This is a genomic window from Candidatus Pantoea floridensis, assembly GCF_900215435.1.
GTDB lineage: Bacteria > Pseudomonadota > Gammaproteobacteria > Enterobacterales > Enterobacteriaceae > Pantoea > Pantoea floridensis.
On the sequence record NZ_OCMY01000001.1, the window covers coordinates 13169 to 33218 of the forward strand.

The 20050-nt window shown below is 54.7% G+C and carries 18 protein-coding genes; 13 read left to right on the plus strand and 5 right to left on the minus strand.

The features are described 5' to 3' along the window. Positions 1-45 precede the first annotated feature (45 nt). Complete coding sequence (locus tag CRO19_RS00095; protein ID WP_097094036.1) at positions 46-393, minus strand: helix-turn-helix domain-containing protein; 348 nt, start codon at positions 391-393, stop codon at positions 46-48. A 293-nt stretch (positions 394-686) separates the two neighbouring features. On the opposite strand from CRO19_RS00095, the gene CRO19_RS00100 reads away from it, so the two are divergent. Both CRO19_RS00100 and oqxB read left to right on the plus strand, forming a co-directional pair. Then, positions 687-1841, plus strand: a complete 1155-nt coding sequence (locus CRO19_RS00100; RefSeq protein ID WP_097094037.1) for an efflux RND transporter periplasmic adaptor subunit — start codon at positions 687-689, stop codon at positions 1839-1841. Between the two features lie 18 nt (positions 1842-1859). Beyond that, on the plus strand, positions 1860-5012 hold the full coding sequence (gene oqxB, locus CRO19_RS00105; protein ID WP_097094038.1) for a multidrug efflux RND transporter permease subunit OqxB: 3153 nt from the start codon (positions 1860-1862) through the stop codon (positions 5010-5012). A gap of 111 nt (positions 5013-5123) precedes the next feature. Here oqxB and CRO19_RS00110 read toward each other — a convergent pair whose 3' ends face one another. Beyond that, positions 5124-5609, minus strand: coding sequence for an RrF2 family transcriptional regulator (locus CRO19_RS00110; protein ID WP_008110154.1), 486 nt, complete (start codon positions 5607-5609; stop codon positions 5124-5126). 572 nt (positions 5610-6181) lie between these two features. Between CRO19_RS00110 and CRO19_RS00115 the strand changes: the two genes are divergently transcribed. The 3 genes from CRO19_RS00115 to CRO19_RS00125 are packed head-to-tail and all read left to right on the plus strand — an operon-like array spanning position 6182 to position 7420. Continuing rightward, complete coding sequence (locus CRO19_RS00115; protein ID WP_097094039.1) at positions 6182-6754, plus strand: hypothetical protein; 573 nt, start codon at positions 6182-6184, stop codon at positions 6752-6754. A gap of 16 nt (positions 6755-6770) precedes the next feature. Beyond that, positions 6771-7007 (plus strand): hypothetical protein, encoded by a 237-nt coding sequence (locus CRO19_RS00120; RefSeq protein WP_097094040.1) that lies wholly within the window; start codon positions 6771-6773, stop codon positions 7005-7007. Then, positions 7004-7420: a hypothetical protein gene (locus CRO19_RS00125; RefSeq protein ID WP_097094041.1), complete on the plus strand. Its 417-nt coding sequence runs from the start codon at positions 7004-7006 to the stop codon at positions 7418-7420. The genes CRO19_RS00120 and CRO19_RS00125 overlap by 4 nt, the downstream gene beginning before the upstream one ends. 1 nt (position 7421) lies before the next feature. Here CRO19_RS00125 and CRO19_RS00130 read toward each other — a convergent pair whose 3' ends face one another. Then, a complete protein-coding gene (locus CRO19_RS00130; RefSeq protein ID WP_097094042.1) occupies positions 7422-8615 on the minus strand; it encodes an MFS transporter in 1194 nt (397 codons plus the stop codon). A gap of 157 nt (positions 8616-8772) precedes the next feature. Here CRO19_RS00130 and tus point away from each other — a divergent pair, with 157 nt between their 5' ends. The 4 genes from tus (at position 8773) to CRO19_RS00150 (ending at position 11600) form a co-directional block, all read left to right on the plus strand. Beyond that, positions 8773-9702 (plus strand): DNA replication terminus site-binding protein, encoded by a 930-nt coding sequence (tus, locus tag CRO19_RS00135; protein WP_097094043.1) that lies wholly within the window; start codon positions 8773-8775, stop codon positions 9700-9702. 92 nt (positions 9703-9794) lie between these two features. Next, positions 9795-10358, plus strand: a complete 564-nt coding sequence (locus CRO19_RS00140) for a fasciclin domain-containing protein (protein ID WP_097094044.1) — start codon at positions 9795-9797, stop codon at positions 10356-10358. 43 nt (positions 10359-10401) lie between these two features. Then, entirely contained in the window at positions 10402-10956 is a 555-nt protein-coding gene (locus CRO19_RS00145; protein ID WP_097094045.1) for a sigma-70 family RNA polymerase sigma factor, read from the plus strand. Next, positions 10953-11600: an anti-sigma factor gene (locus CRO19_RS00150; RefSeq protein ID WP_097094046.1), complete on the plus strand. Its 648-nt coding sequence runs from the start codon at positions 10953-10955 to the stop codon at positions 11598-11600. Before CRO19_RS00145 ends, CRO19_RS00150 begins: the two co-directional genes overlap by 4 nt. 50 nt (positions 11601-11650) lie before the next feature. Here the strand turns inward: CRO19_RS00150 and fumC are convergent, their stop codons facing one another. Next, positions 11651-13048 (minus strand): class II fumarate hydratase, encoded by a 1398-nt coding sequence (gene fumC, locus CRO19_RS00155; protein ID WP_097094047.1) that lies wholly within the window; start codon positions 13046-13048, stop codon positions 11651-11653. Between the two features lie 197 nt (positions 13049-13245). Between fumC and manA the strand changes: the two genes are divergently transcribed. Beyond that, on the plus strand, positions 13246-14421 hold the full coding sequence (gene manA / locus CRO19_RS00160; RefSeq protein WP_097094048.1) for a mannose-6-phosphate isomerase: 1176 nt from the start codon (positions 13246-13248) through the stop codon (positions 14419-14421). Positions 14422-14551: 130 nt separating this feature from the next. After that, entirely contained in the window at positions 14552-16051 is a 1500-nt protein-coding gene (locus CRO19_RS00165) for a YdgA family protein (protein WP_097094049.1), read from the plus strand. Positions 16052-16079: 28 nt separating this feature from the next. Here the strand turns inward: CRO19_RS00165 and malI are convergent, their stop codons facing one another. Further along, entirely contained in the window at positions 16080-17108 is a 1029-nt protein-coding gene (gene malI / locus CRO19_RS00170; protein ID WP_097094050.1) for a Mal regulon transcriptional regulator MalI, read from the minus strand. Between the two features lie 174 nt (positions 17109-17282). On the opposite strand from malI, the gene malX reads away from it, so the two are divergent. Beyond that, positions 17283-18869, plus strand: coding sequence for a maltose/glucose-specific PTS transporter subunit IIBC (gene malX, locus CRO19_RS00175; RefSeq protein ID WP_097094051.1), 1587 nt, complete (start codon positions 17283-17285; stop codon positions 18867-18869). Next, positions 18869-20047, plus strand: coding sequence for a MalY/PatB family protein (locus CRO19_RS00180; protein ID WP_097094052.1), 1179 nt, complete (start codon positions 18869-18871; stop codon positions 20045-20047). Before malX ends, CRO19_RS00180 begins: the two co-directional genes overlap by 1 nt. Positions 20048-20050: the final 3 nt, after the last annotated feature.

The window sequence follows — 20050 nt, forward strand, 5'->3', positions numbered from 1 at the left end:
AACGGAGAAAAACGCGGGCCAGCATCGCTGGCCCTGGCGGGGGTATTACTGCATCGCGCTGGCGGATGGCGCAGCGTGACGGCGCCATGCTCCCGGCGCTACGCCATATTGGCGCTTGAAGCTGCGGTTAAACGACTGCTGCGAGTCGAAACCGAGTGAGATTGCCACGTTGAGAATCGGCTCATTGCTGGTGGTTAGCCTATCTGCCGATTTTTTCAGTTTTTTGTTACGGATGTATTCACCCAGCGGATAGCCGGTGTGCTCTTTGAACATACGCTGCAGGTGCCACTTCGAATAGCCCGCGCGCCCCGCTACGGTGTCCAGATCCAGACGTGCTTCAATGTTGTTATCAATCCAGTCGATCAGATCGTGAATAAATGCGTCGCTCATCATCCCATTCTCTCCCGTCGCCTTTGCGAACAGTATCAGTATCAGTTGCAATTACACTTTAAGGGTGACTGATGATGGCATTTAATGCAAGTTTTATTATTGCATTAAATGCCGCACTGCGCGTAGGGGCTTTGATCGCTTTGCAACTCAATGATCAAAACCGCACATAAAGTGTATCAGATATTCTTGCAGATGCAGTTTGCACAAGCCTACACTCGTCGCGTTTTAATGCAATCTTTAAAGTTGCAGATTTTTCGTACGTCTCCTTTCTTTTTCACCAACGCGGAATAACAACAATGCATCTGCAAACAAATGGGGTTCGTCGGGCAGTAAGCCTGTCAGGAGTGATGTTGCTGGGAAGCCTGCTGGCCGGTTGCGATCGCGGAGTGGCGCAAAACGCCCCGCCGCCGCCGCCCGAAGTGAGTGTCGCGCAGGTGGTTGAGCAAAAAGTCAGCCAATGGGATAGCTTCAACGGCCGTTTCGAAGCGGTGCAGAGCGTACAGCTGCGTCCGCGCGTTTCCGGCTATATCGATCAGGTTAATTATCGCGAAGGCGATGAAGTGAAGAAAGGCCAGGTCCTGTTTACCATCGACGATCGCACCTATCGCGCTACGCTGGAGCAGGCGCAGGCCGAGCTGGCAAATGCGCGTAGCCAGGCGGCGCTGGCACGCAGTGAATCGGCACGTACCGATAAGCTGATCGGCACCAATGTGGTGTCACGCGAAGAGTGGGAACAGCGTCGTTCTGCGGCGAATCAGGCGCAGGCCAACGTGCTGTCGGCACAAGCCGCAGTCGATATGGCGCAGTTGAACCTTGATTTCACCCGCGTAACCGCACCGATTGAGGGCCGCGCCAGCCGCGCGATGATCACCACCGGTAACCTCGTCACCGCGGGCGACAGCGCCAGCGTGCTGACCACGCTGGTGTCGCAGGATCGCATGTATGTCTACTTTGATGTCGATGAAGCCACCTATCTGCACTATCAGGCGATGGCGCGTAAAGGCGAAAATCGCGGATCGCTGCCGGTTGAGGTGGCGCTGACCGGTGAAGAGGGTTATCCGCATCGCGGTACCGTGGATTTCCTCGATAACCAGCTCACCGCCAGCACCGGTACCATCCGCATGCGCGCCTCGCTGGACAACCAGCAGCGTCAGTTCACGCCGGGCCTGTTTGCGCGCGTGCGCTTGCCGGGCAGCGCTGATTTCACCGCGCTGTTGATTGACGATAAAGCCGTGCTGACCGATCAGGATCGTAAGTACGTTTATGTGGTCGATGCGCAGGGCAAAGCCCAGCGTCGCGATATTCAGGCCGGTGATTTAGCTAATGGTCTGCGCATTGTGCAGCAGGGCCTCAAGCCCGGCGACAAGGTGATCGTTAACGGCTTGCAGAAAGTCTTTATGCCTGGCATGCCGGTGACCGCCCAACCGGTGGCGATGCGCTCCGCTCAATAACCTTCGAGACTGCCTTTTATGGATTTCTCCCGCTTTTTTATCGACCGACCGATCTTCGCCGCGGTGCTGTCGATCTTGATCTTTACCACCGGACTGATCGCCATTCCGCTGCTGCCGATCAGTGAATATCCCAACGTGGTGCCACCCAGCGTGCAGGTGCGCGCCGAGTACCCAGGCGCTAACCCCAAAGTGATTGCAGATTCCGTGGCGACGCCGCTGGAAGAGGCCATCAACGGGGTGGAAAACATGATGTACATGAAGTCGGTGGCCGGTTCCGATGGCGTGCTGGTCACGACCGTGACCTTCCGTCCAGGCACCGATCCGGATCAGGCGCAGGTGCAAGTGCAGAACCGCGTAGCGCAGGCCGAAGCGCGTCTGCCGGAAGAGGTGCGCCAACTTGGCCTCACCACGCAGAAGATGTCGCCGACGCTGACGCTGGTAGTGCACATGTTCTCGCCGCACGGCAAGTACGATTCGCTCTATCTGCGTAACTACGCCACCCTGAAAGTGAAGGATGAGCTGGCGCGCCTGCCGGGCGTTGGTCAGATTCAGATCTTCGGTGCCGGTGAATACGCGATGCGCGTATGGCTCGATCCCAACAAAGTGGCGGCGCGAGGCTTAACCGCTTCCGACGTGGTTAGCGCGATGCAGGAGCAGAACGTGCAGGTCTCTGCCGGTCAGCTTGGTGCGGAGCCGCTGAAGAAGCAGAGTGATTTCCTGCTGTCGATCAACACCCAAGGTCGTCTTGAGAGCGAGGAGCAGTTTGGCAATATCATTCTGAAAACCGCCGACGACGGCACGCTGGTGCGCCTGCGCGACGTGGCGCGTATCGAGATGGGTTCCGGTAGCTATGCGTTGCGTTCGCAGCTGAATAACAAAGATGCGGTCGGGATTGGTATTTTCCAGGCGCCGGGTGCCAACGCCATCGACTTGTCCAACGCGGTGCGCGACAAAATGGCCGAGCTGGCCACCCGCTTCCCGGACGATGTGCAGTGGGCCGCGCCTTACGATCCCACCGTATTCGTGCGTGATTCGATCCGCGCTGTAGTGCAGACATTGTTTGAAGCGATTGTGCTGGTAGTGCTGGTGGTGATTCTGTTCCTGCAAACCTGGCGCGCTTCGATCATTCCCCTGCTGGCCGTGCCGGTTTCGGTGGTCGGTACCTTCAGCATCCTCTACCTGCTGGGCTTCTCGCTCAATACCTTGAGTTTGTTTGGCCTGGTGTTGGCGATCGGTATCGTGGTGGATGACGCCATCGTGGTGGTAGAGAACGTTGAACGTAATATCGAACAAGGTTTGTCACCCACCGCGGCGGCGCATCAGGCGATGCGGGAAGTATCAGGACCGATTATCGCCATCGCGCTGGTGCTGTGTGCGGTGTTCGTACCGATGGCCTTCCTGTCGGGCGTGACCGGTCAGTTCTACAAGCAGTTTGCTGTGACCATCGCCATCTCCACAGTGATCTCGGCGATTAACTCGCTGACGCTCTCTCCGGCGCTGGCGGCGCTGCTGCTGAAACCGCATAACGCGGCGAAAGATATGCCGACGCGCATTATTGATCGCCTGCTCGGCTGGCTGTTCCGTCCGTTCAACCGCTTCTTCCAGCGCAGTTCAGATGGCTATGAATCACTGGTGGGCAAAACGCTGCGTCGGCGCGGCGCGGTGTTTGGCGTTTACGTGCTGCTGCTGGCCGGTGCGGGCTTTATGTTCCATACCGTGCCTGGCGGCTTTATTCCGACGCAGGATAAGTTGTATTTGATTGGCGGCGTGAAAATGCCGGAAGGTTCTTCGCTGGCGCGTACCGATGAAGTGATTCGCAAGATGAGCGAAATCGGCATGAATACCGAAGGCGTGGCCTATTCGGTCGCTTTCCCCGGTCTGAATGCGTTGCAGTTTACCAACACGCCAAATACCGGCACGGTGTTCTTCGGCCTGAAGCCATTCAACGAGCGTAAGCGTAGCGCGGCGGAAATTAACGCGGAGATCAACGCCAAGATAGCTAAAATTCAGCAAGGCTTCGGCTTCTCAATTATGCCACCGCCGATTTTGGGTCTGGGACAAGGTTCTGGCTATTCGCTGTACGTGCAGGATCGCGCTGGACTGGGTTATGGGGCGCTGCAAACCGCCATCAATACCATGACGGGCGCAGTGCTGCAGACGCCGGGCATGATGTTCCCGATTTCCTCCTATCAGGCCAACGTGCCGCAATTGGATGTGCAGGTGGATCGTGACAAAGCCAAAGCGCAAGGCGTGTCGTTGACCGAGCTGTTCAGTACGCTGCAAACCTATTTGGGATCGTCGTACGTTAACGACTTCAATAAGTTTGGACGTACCTGGCGCGTGATGGCGCAGGCGGACGGTGATTTCCGTGATAGCGTGCAGGACATTGGTAATCTGCGTACCCGTAACGATCGTGGCGAGATGGTGCCGATTGGCAGCATGGTCAATATCACCACCACTTACGGCCCCGATCCGGTGATCCGCTACAACGGCTATCCGGCGGCGGACCTGATTGGTGATGCCGATCCGCGCGTACTCTCTTCAGCGCAGGCGATGCAAAAGCTGGAAGAGATGTCCACGCAAGTGCTGCCGAACGGGATGAATATCGAGTGGACCGATCTGAGCTATCAGCAATCGACGCAGGGCAACACCGCGCTGATTGTGTTCCCGGTGGCGGTACTGTTGGCCTTCCTCGTGCTGGCGGCGCTGTATGAAAGCTGGACGCTGCCGCTCGCGGTAATTCTGATCGTGCCGGTGACCATGCTCTCAGCGCTGGTCGGCGTGTGGCTGACCGGCGGCGATAACAACGTGTTTGTGCAGGTTGGCCTGGTGGTATTGATGGGGCTGGCATGTAAGAACGCGATTCTTATCGTCGAATTTGCGCGCGAATTGGAGATGCAGGGCAAGAGCATTGTCGATGCGGCGCTGGAAGCCTGTCGTCTGCGTTTGCGCCCCATTGTCATGACTTCAATCGCCTTTATTGCCGGTACTATTCCGCTGATTCTGGGCGAAGGCGCGGGAGCGGAAGTGCGCGGCGTGACCGGAATTACGGTGTTCTCAGGGATGCTGGGCGTCACGCTGTTTGGTCTGTTCCTGACGCCAGTGTTCTACGTGACGCTGCGTAAGCTGGTGACGCGCAAGCAGCCACAAGCGGAAGTGCAGACGGCGTAAACGTTAAGTGTGAGATGAACAATCCGGGCCAGTGTGCCCGGATTTTTTATGGCTGGAGTTCAGTGAAAAAAAAGTCGCCATGAATGGCGACCCTACGGGATTGGTGCGGTTTTAGCGACCCTTCTTACACAGGTCGGCGAGTTCGAGATCGGGCAGCTCTTCACAATTGCTGGTGTCGTTATGCTTCAGTTCAGCCAGCGCATCCGCCACGGTGCGGGTTTCCAGCACTTTCAACGAGGCTTCTTCAGCCTCTTCAGCAATCGATTTGAAGTACCAACACAAGTTGGCGCTCACCAGGCAACGTGGAGCAACGTCCGGACGTGAGGCCCAGAGCTTTTTGTCCTCTATCACAGAGGTGTAGATGTCACGCAGCGTGATTTCAGCAGCCGGACGGCCCAAATGAATGGAGCCAGTGCGGCCAAGCGTTGAGACGATGATGCCATCTCGCGTGAGCGGAACCATCAGTTTCCGAATGAAACTGGGATTCGCTTCAAGACCATACGCCAAAATGGCACTGGTCGAGCGTTTACCCAATTGCTCCGCCATCGCTACGCTCAAAACCATCTGCAAAGCTGTCGGGAAGCGGTAATCAAGCATTTCTATATCCTGAGTTGCGGTTATCTTGTTGTTTTTATGCCGCGACAGTGAGTAATCAATGAGCAATAAATATAACAAACACTGTTGCTTTTTAGAAGGGCCAAATAGTATGGCATGTGGTTATAACGTATGCCGGAGCGTCATTAAATAACCTTTATTATCAATAAAATAAATCAATATCAGACGCTTATTCCGCCTCAATTATCAGATGATGATAAAGGCATAAAATGCAAACTTGATCTCACTTACCGCACTATCAGTTCATCCTATCCAGCGTTATCCGTTCTCAACTCCTCTGCCAAACTTCATTCAAGACAATGTGTTTCTATAGAAGAAACAATCCAATTATTTTTCTTTGTAAATTAAGTACCTATACTATTTGACCAAAAGTGCGATTTGTGATGTTGATCACGATCAATATCGCGCAAATCGCCAATCGATTTAATGCTGTCAGACGAAGGCCGTTAGCGACATTTTTCAGCGAAAATTAAGTTCTGGTGAAAAATAAATTTCCCCGCTAGGCGAACGTTAAATACACCGTTCTTTCAGCATAAAAATTATGGAAATACAGAATGAAAACTTCATTGAAATTCGCTGTTATCGCTATCGCTGTTGCCACTTCGTTCAATGCGTTCGCTGATACGAAAATAAGTAATACGTTATCAGGGCCGTCCGCTGAATCATTTGGTCAGAATTATGTGAACGCTAAAAATGAAACCAGCCAAACAATGAGCAATTTTGGCAAATCATACATCGATGCTAAAAACGGCGTTCAGTCCTCTTATGTAAAAAACGATCCTACTGGCACACCTTTAGCAGCGGGTTCTATCAACGTCAGTGCGGGCAGCCTGCCAGCGAACACACCGGTTAACGTGCAAACGAATGATGGAAAAATAACCACTGTTGCGGCTTCGACTCTCTCTCCCGCAGTACAGGTCTCTGTTCCACATGTTGATGCCATCATCAACAGCCCGTCATTTAAAGGTGGACAACAAAGCCACGACCATGGACATACGCACAATAGTGGCCAGGGCAATGGTGAAAGCAACGCAGCGAACACTAACAGCGCACACGGCATGGGTGGGGCAAACCACATTGGCGGCGGCGCTGCACAATCAGGTAGCCAGAACGTCGGTCATTGGTGAGGCCATCACTCCTGATATGAAGCGTAAATTTAGAACCATTGAAAAAAGCATTAAGGCCGAACACCTGCAGCGTGGACAACGACTCATTGCGCATGAAGGTTTCACTCATCTGATTGATGGACTGGAGTGGGACGACAAAAATCAGGTTATTTCAGTGATAGTCGAAGGGCAGCGCTGGAAATATCGCTATTGGAACATCGTCTCTATTCAAATTCAGGAAGAAGAGGATGCGTCAGAAAGGAATGCGCTATGACAGCAAAAATATCTGTTGCCAAAGCCGCTGCGGTTGTTGTCCTTGCGCTGCTCATTTTGCTGGGGATCGTGCAGATGACATATTTACGCCATCTGCCACATGGCAGCGCTCTGTTCAACGCCGCACTGCTGGTTGAGCTGGTGAATGCCTTTCTCATGTGGAAATTCGCGACGGCGAGCAATTGCTGGACGCTCTATTCCTGCGCAACATTTTTCATTGTAATGATGATTATTGGCCTTTGTTTTATGGCATATGGCGAAAATATCACCGGATTGTCTTTTTTTACCGTCACCGGTATCGCAAAGCTGGTCTTAACAACTATCGGCAATCTGGTGGTTTGGGGGGCTCTGCTGACCCCGTTCCGTCTGAGCCGCCGTGCGACAGCATTGGCCGCGGCCAGATCGAAATTTTGATTTATATTTTCTCCTGCACTGCCAGGCTGGCGCGCGGGAGTTTTTGCTTTAATAGCACCACCAACAACACGTTACACAGCGCCAGCAGGCACAGTGACCACAGCGTGGCATTGGCACCAAGATGCTGGAAGACGTAGCCACCCACCAGCGGGGTTAAAGCCTGGCCGATCAACGCCGGGCGGGCCATCCGCCCTACCACTATCGCGTAAGCCTCGGGTTTCACCATTACCAGCGGCAAGGTTCCACGCACGATGGCACGTAAACCGTTGCCGGCGCCGTATAACACCATACTCAGCACGGCAAACTGCGGATAACACGCTAGTAGCAATAAGCCGAGCGCCACTAATCCTACCGAGAAAAAAGTGGTCCAGATGGGATGACCACGCTTAAACGCGATATCGACAATACGCGAGCCAACCTGACACGGCCCCAGAATGGCGCTGATGGCTAAAGCCGACGTCAGCGTGTGTCCGCTGGCTTGCAGTAACGCGATCAGCTGCACGGAGATGGCTGTCATGATCACTGAAGCGAGGGTGAATATGCTGCACAGTAGCCAGAACAGCGTTGAAGATAATTCGGTGCCATCAGCTGAGGTTTTGGGTTTTGCCGCAGAAATTTTAGGTTCTGGCGCGGGCAGCGCATAAAAATACGCAGGCAACACCAGCAGGCACAACATTCCCGCAAGGGTAAAACAGGCGCCGCGCCAATCCAGCCAGTGAATTAGCAGTGCAATGCCTGGCCACACAAGGGTGGTGCAGAAACCGGAAATCAGCGTGATGCCCGTGATAGCACCGCGCGCCTGGCCGCCATACAGCGTTCCAAGTGTGGCAAACAGCGCATCATAAAGGCCCATCGCCATACCGATACCGATGACCAGCCAGGCAAAAAGGAACAGCAACAGGTTATGGCTTAGGCCCATAATGATCAGCCCCAGCGCCATCACCGCCCCACTCCCGGCGAGCAATAGACGTCCATAGGAACGGGAAATCAGACGACCACTTAAGGGTGCCAGCAAACCGGAAACCAACATGCCGAGTGATAACGCACCATAAACCCATTGTTGCGACCAGCCGGTCTCCGCCACGATAGGATTGGCCATTACCGCCATTAAATAGAAAGAACCGCCCCAGGAAAGAATTTGAACTAATCCCAGCGTAATGATGGCGGGAACAGGGGGCTTTGGCTGAGAGGTCACGACAGTTTTCCGTTAGCAGGCAAAGCATTGTTATAACACGCTAATCCTGGCGGAAAAATCCCGACCTTTCCTGTGCAGCAAAATTGTGCGCCCTTATGGCAGATCGGCACCAGAGCGAGTATGCTTAATAGTATGTTGTAACTATAATGAGGTTTTTATGGCGCGCTATGATTTGGTGAGCGATTTACATGAATGTGTGAACGCATTGGAACGGGGTTTAAATGCTTTACGCCAGCAAGTTGAACAGCAACCGTTGCTGATCGCCCGCGTGTTTAGCCTGCCGGAAATTGAAAAAGGCCGCGAAAATGATGAAATTGAACGCATTGCGGTGACGCAACATTTAGGTAAAACCGCGCGCGACATGGCGCTGACCCACTACTGCCGCCTGTTTATGCAGCATCAATCGGAAAAACTCAGTACGAAAGCCGCCGTGCGTTTGCCGGGTGCGATCTGTATTCAGGCCGACGGTGATATCCACGATCGCATCACCCAACAGGTGGCAGAAATCAATGCCCTCAAACTGCGGCTGGAACAGTTAATTACCGTAGAGTCCGGCTTACCAAGCGAGGCGCGTTTTGAGTTCGTCCACCAGCATCTGCGCGGCCTGATTACTCTCAACGCTTACCGCAGCGTGACGCTACTCAATTCACCGGATAGCCTGCGTTTCGGCTGGGCGAATAAAAACATTATCAAAAATGTCACGCGGGATGCGGTGGTAGAACAGCTGGAACGCAGCCTGAGGGCCAATCGTGCCCAGGCACCGTGGACGCGGGAACAATGGGCGGAGAAAGTTCAGCAAGAACTGGAGGCGCTTCTCGCGTTACCGGTTGGTGCCAAACTGAAAATCAAACGCCCGGTAAAAGTACAGCCGATTGCTCGCGTATGGCGCGCCAGCGTTAAAAAGCAGGTCCAGCTTGCCTGCCCCTCTCCTCTGCTGGTGCTGTGTCGCGATAAAACCCAGGTGCCCATTTTGGGGGAACTGCTGAACTATGATGCTGAAAATGTCGCGTATCGCCACAAACCGTTGGCTCAGCCGCTACACCTGATCATTCCGCGCCTGCATATATGGAGCGACAGGTTGGCTTAAAAAAAGATAAAAATGCGTGCATCCAATTCGCCACCTTCTCTCGTATATCCAGATGTGAGCAACTTCTTCGCTCCCTTCTAAGAGGATTTATGATGAAAAAGCTAATGAGCATTGCAGTCGTATCCGGCACCTTACTATTCACCGCGGGCGCATTTGCCGCCATGGACAATGGCTCGGTGATGGTAGGCGGAGCCGCGATGTACCCGCAAAAAAACATCGTCGAAAATGCGCTTAATTCCAAAGATCACACCACCCTGGTGGCGGCAGTCAAAGCTGCTGGCCTGGTAGAAACCCTCGAAGGCAAAGGGCCGTTTACCGTCTTTGCGCCAACCAATGCGGCTTTCGCTAAACTGCCTGCCGGCACCGTTGATAATTTGGTCAAACCGGAAAACAAAGCCAAACTGACCGCGATCCTCACTTATCATGTGGTGGCCGGTAAATACGACATGCAAGCGCTGGAGAAGAAAATTAAGCAAGGTGGCGGACATGCTGAGCTGAAAACCGTAAACGGTCAGCCGCTGTGGATCATGAACAATGGCCCGCACAACATTCAGCTGAAAGATGGTCAGGGCAATGTGGCAAATATCAGCACTTATGACGTCAATCAGAAAAATGGCGTAATCGATGTGATTGATACCGTATTGATGCCTAAGTAATTGCCTATACTCGGATTGGGCGTTATAGCCAACCGGGATAAATATGGACGCAAAGCTGACTGAACGGCTAGAGACATTATTTCCGGCGATCGCAAAGGGCGATCGCCGCGCTTTTGAGCAGCTTTATCGACTCACTTCACCGCACCTTTACGCCCTCGCCTTACGGATGTTGCGCCAGCAAGGTTGGGCTGAAGAGGTGCTGCATGACTGTTATCTCACCATTTGGAACCGCGCAGCATCTTATGATAGTGCCCTTAGCGCCCCAATGACGTGGATGACGCACATTGTACGTAATCGTTGTATTGACGGTTTGCGAAGTGGGCAAGCGCGCGCGGCACTGGCCACCGAGGTATTTAATGATGAGCTACAGATCGCCGAAGAACAGGATCGCAATAACTGGCACGATCCGGCGCAAGCCGATCGCCTGCGACACTGCATTAGCCACCTGAGCAGCGAACAGCAGCAAAGCATCACGCTCGCCTATTATCAGGGGATGTCACACAGTGATATTGCCGCCTGGCTGCAGCAGCCGGTTGGCTCGGTAAAAAGCTGGATCCGCCGCGCGCTGGAGCATCTGCGGGAGTGTGTGGGCCTATGAACGATAGACAACAACGTGATGATGCGTTAGCCGCAGAATATGCGCTGGGAACATTAAGCGGCCTTGCGCGTTTGCGCTTCGCGAGAAGGCTGCACACTGAGCCGGAACTCGCGGCTAGCGTGGCGCGCTGGCAGACCTTGCTGGCAGGGCTCGATAGTCAGCTCGCGCCCATCACTCCGCCAGAAAAAGTGTGGAAAAAGATTACGCTCAGCTTGCCTGAGAAACCTGTGGTGCAGGCTAAACGCTCCTACGCTGGTTGGATGGTGGCCGCCAGTATTGCGGCGATTGCATTGATCGTTCAGCTTGTTTTGCAGCCCGCAACGCTCTCGCCATTAACCGTGTTGAGCGACACACAGCATCGTGAACAATGGGTGGTAAGTGCTGATAACAAACTTAAGCAATTGAGTTTGACGCCGCTGCATCCGATCGCGGTCGCCTCCAGCAATAGCCTTGAACTGTGGCTGATTCCGGCCGGCAAAACGCCGATTTCGCTGGGCTTACTCAACAGCAATACTGCCACCGCCATTGCGCTAAACGATCGCGAACTTACGGGCACGGGCATCATTGCCATCAGCCTGGAGCCGCAGGGCGGATCGCCTACCGGTCAGCCAACCGGACCGGTATTGTACAGCGGGCAGCTGTAGCATAAAAAAGGCCGTTCAGATGAACGGCCTTCATTACGGTTAGCGGCAGATTACTGCTTCATGCTGTCAACCATCTCTTCCGGACGCACCCACTCGTCAAACTGCTCTTCGGTCAGATATCCCAATTTCAGCGCTGAGCCTTTCAGCGTCAGACCTTCTTTGTGGGCTTTCTTCGCGATTTCCGCCGCTTTATCGTAGCCGATATGCGTATTCAGCGCGGTAACCAGCATCAGCGATTCGTTTAGCAGCTGATCGATGCGTTCACGCACCGGCTCAATACCCACCGCGCAGTGGTGGTTAAAGCTGTCCATGCCGTCGGCCAGCAGGCGTACTGATTGCAGGAAGTTGTGGATCACCATCGGGCGGAAGACATTCAACTCAAAGTTGCCGGATGCGCCGCCAATGTTTACCGCAACGTCGTTGCCCATCACCTGACAGCACAGCATCGTCAGCGCTTCGCACTGCGTTGGGTTTACTTTGCCCGGCATAATAGAGCTGCCCGGTTCGTTTTCCGGGATAGCGAGTTCGCCGATACCGCAGCGCGGGCCGGATGCCAGCCAGCGGACATCGTTGGCAATCTTCATCAGCGAGGCTGCCAGACCTTTCAGTGCGCCATGCGCGTGCACCAGCGCATCACAGGTTGCCAGCGCTTCGAACTTGTTCGGCGCGGTAACAAACGGCTGTTTGGTCAGTTCGGCCAGCGCTTTTGCTACGCGCACCGCGTATTCCGGATGCGTATTCAGGCCGGTACCGACGGCGGTGCCGCCGAGTGCCAGCTCCGCCACGTGTGGGATACTGTTTTCGATGTGCTTGAGATTGTGCTCCAGCATTGCGACCCAGCCGGAGATCTCCTGGCCCAGCGTCAACGGCGTTGCATCCTGCAGGTGGGTACGACCAATCTTAACGATGTCTTTAAATGCCTCGGATTTCTCACTCAGCGTCTTTTTCAGTACATGAATCTGCGGAATCAGCTGCTCCCGCACGGCGATGACCGCGGCCACGTGCATGGCGGTGGGGAACACATCATTCGAGCTTTGGCTTTTATTCACGTCATCATTCGGATGCACCAAACGGGACATGCCGCGCTCGCCGCCCAGAATTTCACTGGCGCGGTTAGCCAACACCTCATTCATGTTCATGTTGGTCTGGGTGCCGGAGCCGGTCTGCCAGATCGCCAGCGGAAACTCATCACTGTGCTTATCAGCCAGTACTTCGTCAGCGGCTTTCAAAATCGCTTCTGCACGATCGGCAGGCAGCAGGCCGAGATCCTGATTGACCTGAGCTGCCGCACGCTTGGTCAGCGCCAGCGCATGCACCAGTGCCACCGGCATCTTCTCGGTTGAGATTTTGAAATGCTCCAGCGATCGCTGCGTTTGTGCGCCCCACAACTTATCTGCCGGTACTTCGATCGGTCCCATTGAGTCTTTTTCAATGCGATTGGCTGCCATGACTACGTCTCCTTAGCTCAGATTTTGAGGTTTCCGCTCCCAACGCCTTCCCGCGGCGCTGCAGAACGAGCAAGATTGTCACATACAAGAATTTAACATTATGCGAGCCTATCGCGTTTATTGCACATGTTCGTGTATTTTCTATGGCACTTTCTGCTTTAATAAGCCTATTTACTTACGGTTATTAAGGGTAAACGATGCAAAAATTGAACAATTCGCTGCAAAATTACGCCTGGGGCAGCAAAACTGCGCTGACTGAACTTTACGGCATTGAGAATCCGCAGGGATTGCCGATGGCAGAACTGTGGATGGGCGCGCACCCGAAAAGTCCTTCAACCGTGGAGATCAACGGTGAAGCGCGTTCGCTGCGTGAGGTGATTGATGCCGATAAGCCAGCGACGCTGGGCAAAGCGGTCGCTGAACGGTTTGGCGAGCTGCCCTTCCTGTTTAAAGTGCTGTGCGCCGATCAGCCGCTGTCAATTCAGGTCCATCCCAGCAAAGCCGCCGCTGAAGAAGGTTTTGCGCGTGAAAATGCGGCAGGTATTCCACTTAGCGCCGCCGAACGCAACTATAAAGATGCCAATCATAAGCCGGAGCTGGTGTATGCGCTGACCTCCTTCCAGGCGATGAACGGCTTCCGCGAGCTGCATGAGATTGTCTCACTGCTTGAACCGGTAGCCGGCGCGCATCCGCAAATCGCGCACTTCCTGGAAAATGCCAACGAAGCCAATCTGGCCAAACTGTTCGCCACGCTGTTGTCCTTGCAGGATGAGGCGAAATCGCGCGCCATTGGCGTATTGAAATCCGCGCTGAATGCCCGTGGAGGCGAACCATGGCAAACCATTAAAGCGATTGCCGTCGATTATCCGGACGATAGCGGGCTGTTTTCCCCGCTGTTGCTCAATGTCATCACGCTGCAACCAGGCGAAGCGATGTTCCTGTTCGCTGAAACGCCGCACGCCTATCTGAAAGGCGTGGCGCTGGAAGTGATGGCGAACTCTGATAACGTATTACGTGCCGGTTTAACGCCGAAGTTCATCGATATCCCGGAGCTGCTGGCCAATCTTAAATTCCAGGCAAAACCGGCCGCCACGCTGCTGACCCAACCCCAGCGTGACGGCGACACGCTGAACTTCCCGATCCCGGTTGACGATTTTGCCTTTGCCATTCATGCACTTTCTGCCACACCCCACTCGCTGGCGCAAAACAGCGCGGCGGTGCTGTTCTGCATTGAAGGCCAGGCGGTGATTGAGAAGTCCGGTCAACAGCTGGTGCTAAAACCCGGCGAATCCTGCTTTATCACCGCTGAAGAGTCGCCGGTGAGCGCCGCGGGCACCGGACGTCTGGCGCGCGTGTTTAATACGCTGAACTGATCCGGCTGACGCTTCCAGCATTAACTGCTATTCTTTCAAACTATTAATTTAAAACGCCTGCGGGCGTTTTTCTTCACCCGTCGCGCACCGACCAGCGGCGTGCGGACGCAAGGATAAGGACGACACAGCGATGAAAAAGACCCAGGTTGCCGTAGGTGTGATTGTGGCGCTCGGCGTGATTTGGACTGGCGCTTCATGGTTTACCGGTAAACAGCTTGAAAGCCACATGGATGAAATGTTGCAGAATGCCAACGCGCAGCTGAATGCCTATGCGCCTAACAGCCGCTTAACGCTGAGCTATCAGGATTATCAGCGCGGCGTGTTCAGCAGCAAAACTAAACTGGTGGTGCAGGCCAGTTCACAAACCAATGACAATCCGCTGTTGAAGCCAGGTCAAAGCATCGTGCTAAACGAGACTATCGATCACGGCCCTTTCCCGTTCGCACAGCTGAAGCGCGGCAGCCTGATCCCAAGCATGGCGTCAGTGCACACCGAGCTGGAAAACACCGATGCGGTGAAGAAGTTATTTGAACTGACCAACGGTAAATCACTGGTTAACGCGGATACCCGCGTGGGCTACAGCGGAGCCACCGACACCGATCTCAACCTGTTAGCCGTGGATTACAATAATGCGCAAACCGGCGATCGCCTGGCGACCAACGGCGGCACGCTCAACATCAGCGCCGACAGCAAAGGCGATAAAGTCAGCCTTGACGGCGATTTCTCCAGCATTGCGGTAACCAGTAAAAATCAGGTCGACATGCCGGTGCTGTTCACGCTCAATGGCCTGAAACTGAGCGGTGATACCCATCTCAGCCCGGAAGGCGTGCGCGTGGGCGATCAATCGGTTTCCCTCGATAAACTGAATGCCAGCATCAACGGTCAGGAAGGTCTCTCGCTGGAGAACCTGAAAACCACCTCTTCCTTCGATAATAAAGACGGCAAGATTGGCGGCAAGCTGGACGTCAACGTTGACAAAATCACCCTGCAGAAGCAGCCGTTTGGTGAAGCCAAACTGGCGATGACGTTCGCGCAATTCGATGCGCAGGCCGTGAAAGCCTTCTCCGACACCTACAATGCCCAGATGCAGGATCTGCTGAGCCAGCCGGGCGTAGCGGAAGATCCGATTCGCTATCAGGCCAGCGTGCAAACCATCCTGCGTAACAACCTGCCCACGCTGTTAAAAGGCTCGCCAACCTTAAGCATTGCGCCGCTGAGCTGGAAAAATGACAAGGGCGAAAGCAGCTTCACTCTGAACCTGGGCTTTAACGATCCGGCTACCGTGACCGGCGAAGCGCAAAGTTTGGGGGCCGCAGTGGATCGCGTGCTGAAAACCCTCGACGGCAAGCTGACGGTTAATATGCCAATGGCGACCGAAACCATGCGTCACGTTGGTTTGGCGGAAGGCTATCAGGGCGACGATGCGCAGAAATTGGCGGACCAGCAGGTGAAAGGTTTAGCGGCGATGGGCCAGATGTTCCGCCTGACGCAGCAGCAGGATGACAACATCGTTACCAGCCTGCAGTACGGCAACGGTCAGGTGACGATGAATGGCGATAAGATGACGCTTGAGCAGTTCCTGTCACGCTATATGCTGGGTGCGCCAACCAGCGAAGGTATGCCGGAGTAATCATTCGTGGGCGGTCGACCGGCCGCCCTTACGCTTCCCCGCGCACCAGCTGGGGCGGCACGATCAAACTTTGTATTTCCGCTTCCGGCTGTGCCAGTCGCTGCATCATTCGTTCGGCCGCTCGCCTTCCCACGTCCCGCGCTTCGCTGCTGACAAAGGTCATGGTGGGATCGTGCAGCTCGCGCTGCGGATCGTCGTTGAATCCAACCAATGCCAGCTGCTGCGTGTAATAACTGTCTACCGCCCCTTCGCCAAACGTTCGCCCACAGCGCAGTGCACCAAAATAGCAGCCGAGCGCGGTGCTGCCGTTGTGCGCCAGAATCGCCGTGATGCCCGGATGTTGCCGCAGTAACTCAAGCGTCAACGCCGAGACGCTTTGCTGACGATCGTCGCACTCAATAATCCAGTCAGATCGAAAAGGTAAGCCGTACTGCAGCAAGGTGGCACAATAGCCTCCAATCCGTTCAGCGCGCGTCAATGACGAACCTAATCCGCCCATCCAGGCGATGCGTTGATGTCCCTGTCGAATCAGATATTCGGTGGCCATGCGCGCGGCCTGGCTGTTGTCGGGACGTAACGAATCGACATTGTCCAAACTGCTGGCGCGCGCGGCGCAGACTAAAGCAATGCTCTGCTCCTGCGCTAACGGTACCAGCGTTTCCGCCTGTGCTACCGCACCGCCGAGCACAATACCCTCCGCACCCTGCGCCACCAGCGTATCAAAGCACCGTTTAAGGTGCTGCCCATGCTGACCGCTTTGCGTTAGCACCAGCACTTTGCCCTGTTGCTCTAGCACTTCGCTGAGTCCAGCGGTCATCGCCGCATAAAACGGTTGGCTGAGATCGCGCACAATTAAGCCGATCACGCCGCTTTCACCACCGCGCAAAATGGATGCCGAGCGATTGCGGACGTAGCCGAGCTGTTCAATCGCCTGGTTGACGCGTGTGGCTGTGGCGGGTGAGATGCGCCCTTTTCCGGAGAGCACCAATGACACGGTTGAGACCGAAACCCCGGCGACCAATGCCACGTCATGAATTGTGGTTTTCTGCTGGGACATAGCGTTCCGTTACCAACGTCCAGATACAAAGGGCTAAAACGTTACACTGATTTCATCAAAAATAAAGTCTGCAATTAGTCACTCTTTGTGATTATAGCCACAAAAATAAGTGATAAAACGTTTTATCATCCTTGACCACATTGAACACCTTCCTTTTTATTGCCAGGAGAGAATATGCCCGCTAGCCGTCCTAAAATGTCGCTTTGGGAGTTTTTCCAAAGTCTGGGTAAAACCTTTATGTTGCCCGTCGCCCTGCTGTCGTTTTGCGGCATTCTGTTAGGGATTGGCAGTTCACTCAGCAGCCACGACGTACTCACGCTGATCCCACTGCTCGATCAGCCGCTGCTGCAGTACCTGTTTATCTGGCTGGCGAAGATCGGTTCTTTTGCCTTCAGCTACCTGCCAGTGATGTTTGCTATCGCGATTCCTCTGGGCATGGCTCGTGAGAACAAAGGCGTCGCGGCTTTTGCCGGCTTTGTCGGATATGCGGTGCTGAACCTGAGCATCAATTTCTGGCTCAACATCAATGGCATTCTGCCCACCACCGATGCGGCCGTGCTGAAAGCCAATAACGTCCAAAACATCCTTGGCATCCAATCAATTGATACCGGTATTCTCGGTGCGGTGATTGTTGGCATCGTGGTGTTCTGGCTGCACGAACGTTTCCATAATATTCGCCTGCCGGATGCGCTGGCGTTCTTTGGCGGGACGCGCTTTGTCCCGATCGTCACGGCGATGGCCATGGGCGTGCTGGGCTTAGTGGTGCCGCTAATTTGGCCATTCTTTGCGCGCGCCATTACCGGCCTTGGCTGGGTGATCAACAGCGCTGGTGAATTTGGCCCGATGATCTTCGGTACCGGTGAACGTCTGCTACTGCCGTTTGGCTTACAACATATTCTGGTGGCGATCATCCGCTTTACCGATGCTGGCGGCACGCTGGATGTGTGCGGTAAAAGCGTCAGCGGCGCATTAACCATTTTCCAGGCGCAGCTTGCTTGTGCGGACACGCACGGCTTTGCCGAGAGCGCCACACGCTTCCTGTCGCAGGGTAAAATGCCGGCCTTCCTCGGTGGCTTGCCGGGCGCAGCCTTGGCGATGTATCACTGCGCACGCCCTGAAAATCGCCACAAGATTAAAGGCCTGCTGATTTCCGGCGTGGTGGCTTGCGTAGTGGGCGGCACCACGGAACCCCTCGAATTCCTGTTCCTGTTTGTCGCGCCAGTGCTGTATCTCATCCACGCGCTGCTGACTGGCTTAGGCTTTACCGTCATGGCGATACTCGGCGTCACCATCGGTAATACCGACGGTAACGTGATCGACTTCTTCGTCTTTGGTGTGCTGCATGGTCTCTCGACTAAATGGTATTGGGTGCCAGTGATTGCTGCGGTGTGGTTTGTGGGTTATTACGCCATCTTCCGTTTTGCGATCAGTCACTTCAACATCAAAACGCCGGGCCGCGAAGTTGAAACTAACAGCGTTGCGCAGCAGGTTAGCCGTGCGAGCGTAGGTAAATCTGGCTTTAATACGCCGGCGATTCTGTCAGCGTTGGGCGGCGTGGAGAACATCGCCTCGCTGGATAACTGCCTGACGCGCCTGCGTTTGACCGTCGTCGATATGAGCAAAGTGGATGACGCAGCGTTGAAAGCTAACGGCGCGATTGGCGTGGTGCACGTTAATCAAACTAACCTGCAAGTGGTGATGGGGCCGCAGGTGCAGTCGGTGAAAGACGAGATGGCGCACCTGATGAGCGCAACGGTGTAATGATGCAGGATTTCGATTTTAATCACGTGGTCGATCGCCACGGCAGCTGGTGTACGCAGTGGGATTTCGTCGCCGACCGCTTCGGCGTGGCGGACTTACTGCCCTTCACTATCTCCGATATGGATTTCGCCACCGCCCCGTGCATTGTTGCGGCGCTCCAGCAGCGACTCGAGCATGGCGTGTTCGGGTACAGCCGCTGGCAGCACGCTGATTTTCTCTCCGCACTTCAGCACTGGATGCGCAGCCGTTTTCATACTGAAGTCCCGGCAGAATCATTCGTTTATGGTCCGTCAGTGATTTATATGGTGGCGCAGCTGCTGCGCCACTGGACGCAGACCGACGATGAAGTGCTGATCCACACGCCCGCCTACGATGCGTTTTACAACACCATCAACGGCAATCAGCGTCACGTGCTGGAACTGCCGCTGCAGCGTCACGGTAACCAATGGGTTTGTGACATGGCACAGCTGGAAACGCTGCTGGCACGCCCGCGCTGCAAAGTGATGCTGCTTTGCAGTCCACATAACCCAACAGGAAAAGTGTGGCAATTGCAGGAGTTGCAGCAGATGGCGACGCTGTGCGAACGGCACGGCGTCAAGGTTATCAGCGATGAAATCCATATGGATATGGTGCTGAGTGATATGCCGCATACGCCATGGAGCCAGGTGGCAACTTCCGACTGGGCGCTGTTTACCTCGGCTTCCAAGAGCTTCAATATTCCGGCGCTGACCGGCGCGTGGGGCATCATTCCCAACGAGCACGATCGTCAGGCATGGTTTCGCGCGTTGAAGCAACAAGACGGCCTCTCCTCGCCGGCGGTGATGGCGATCGCGGCAACCATCGCCGCCTATCGTGATGGCGCACCGTGGCTGGATGCGCTGCGCGCTTACCTGCGTGGCAATATGCAACATATCGCCCTGCGCCTGAATGCTGAGTTTCCGCAGCTCAACTGGCAGCCGCCCGCTGCCACTTACCTGGCGTGGATCGATCTTAATCCGCTGGGCGTTGATGAACAGGCGCTGCAACAGCGCCTGATACAGCAACACAAAGTAGCAATCATGCCTGGTTCGACTTACGGTACGGCGAGTCGCGGTTACCTGCGTCTCAACGCCGGTTGCCCGCGCAGCAAACTCGATGATGGGTTGGATCGGCTGATCGCCGGGTTAAAATCGTTCTAAAAT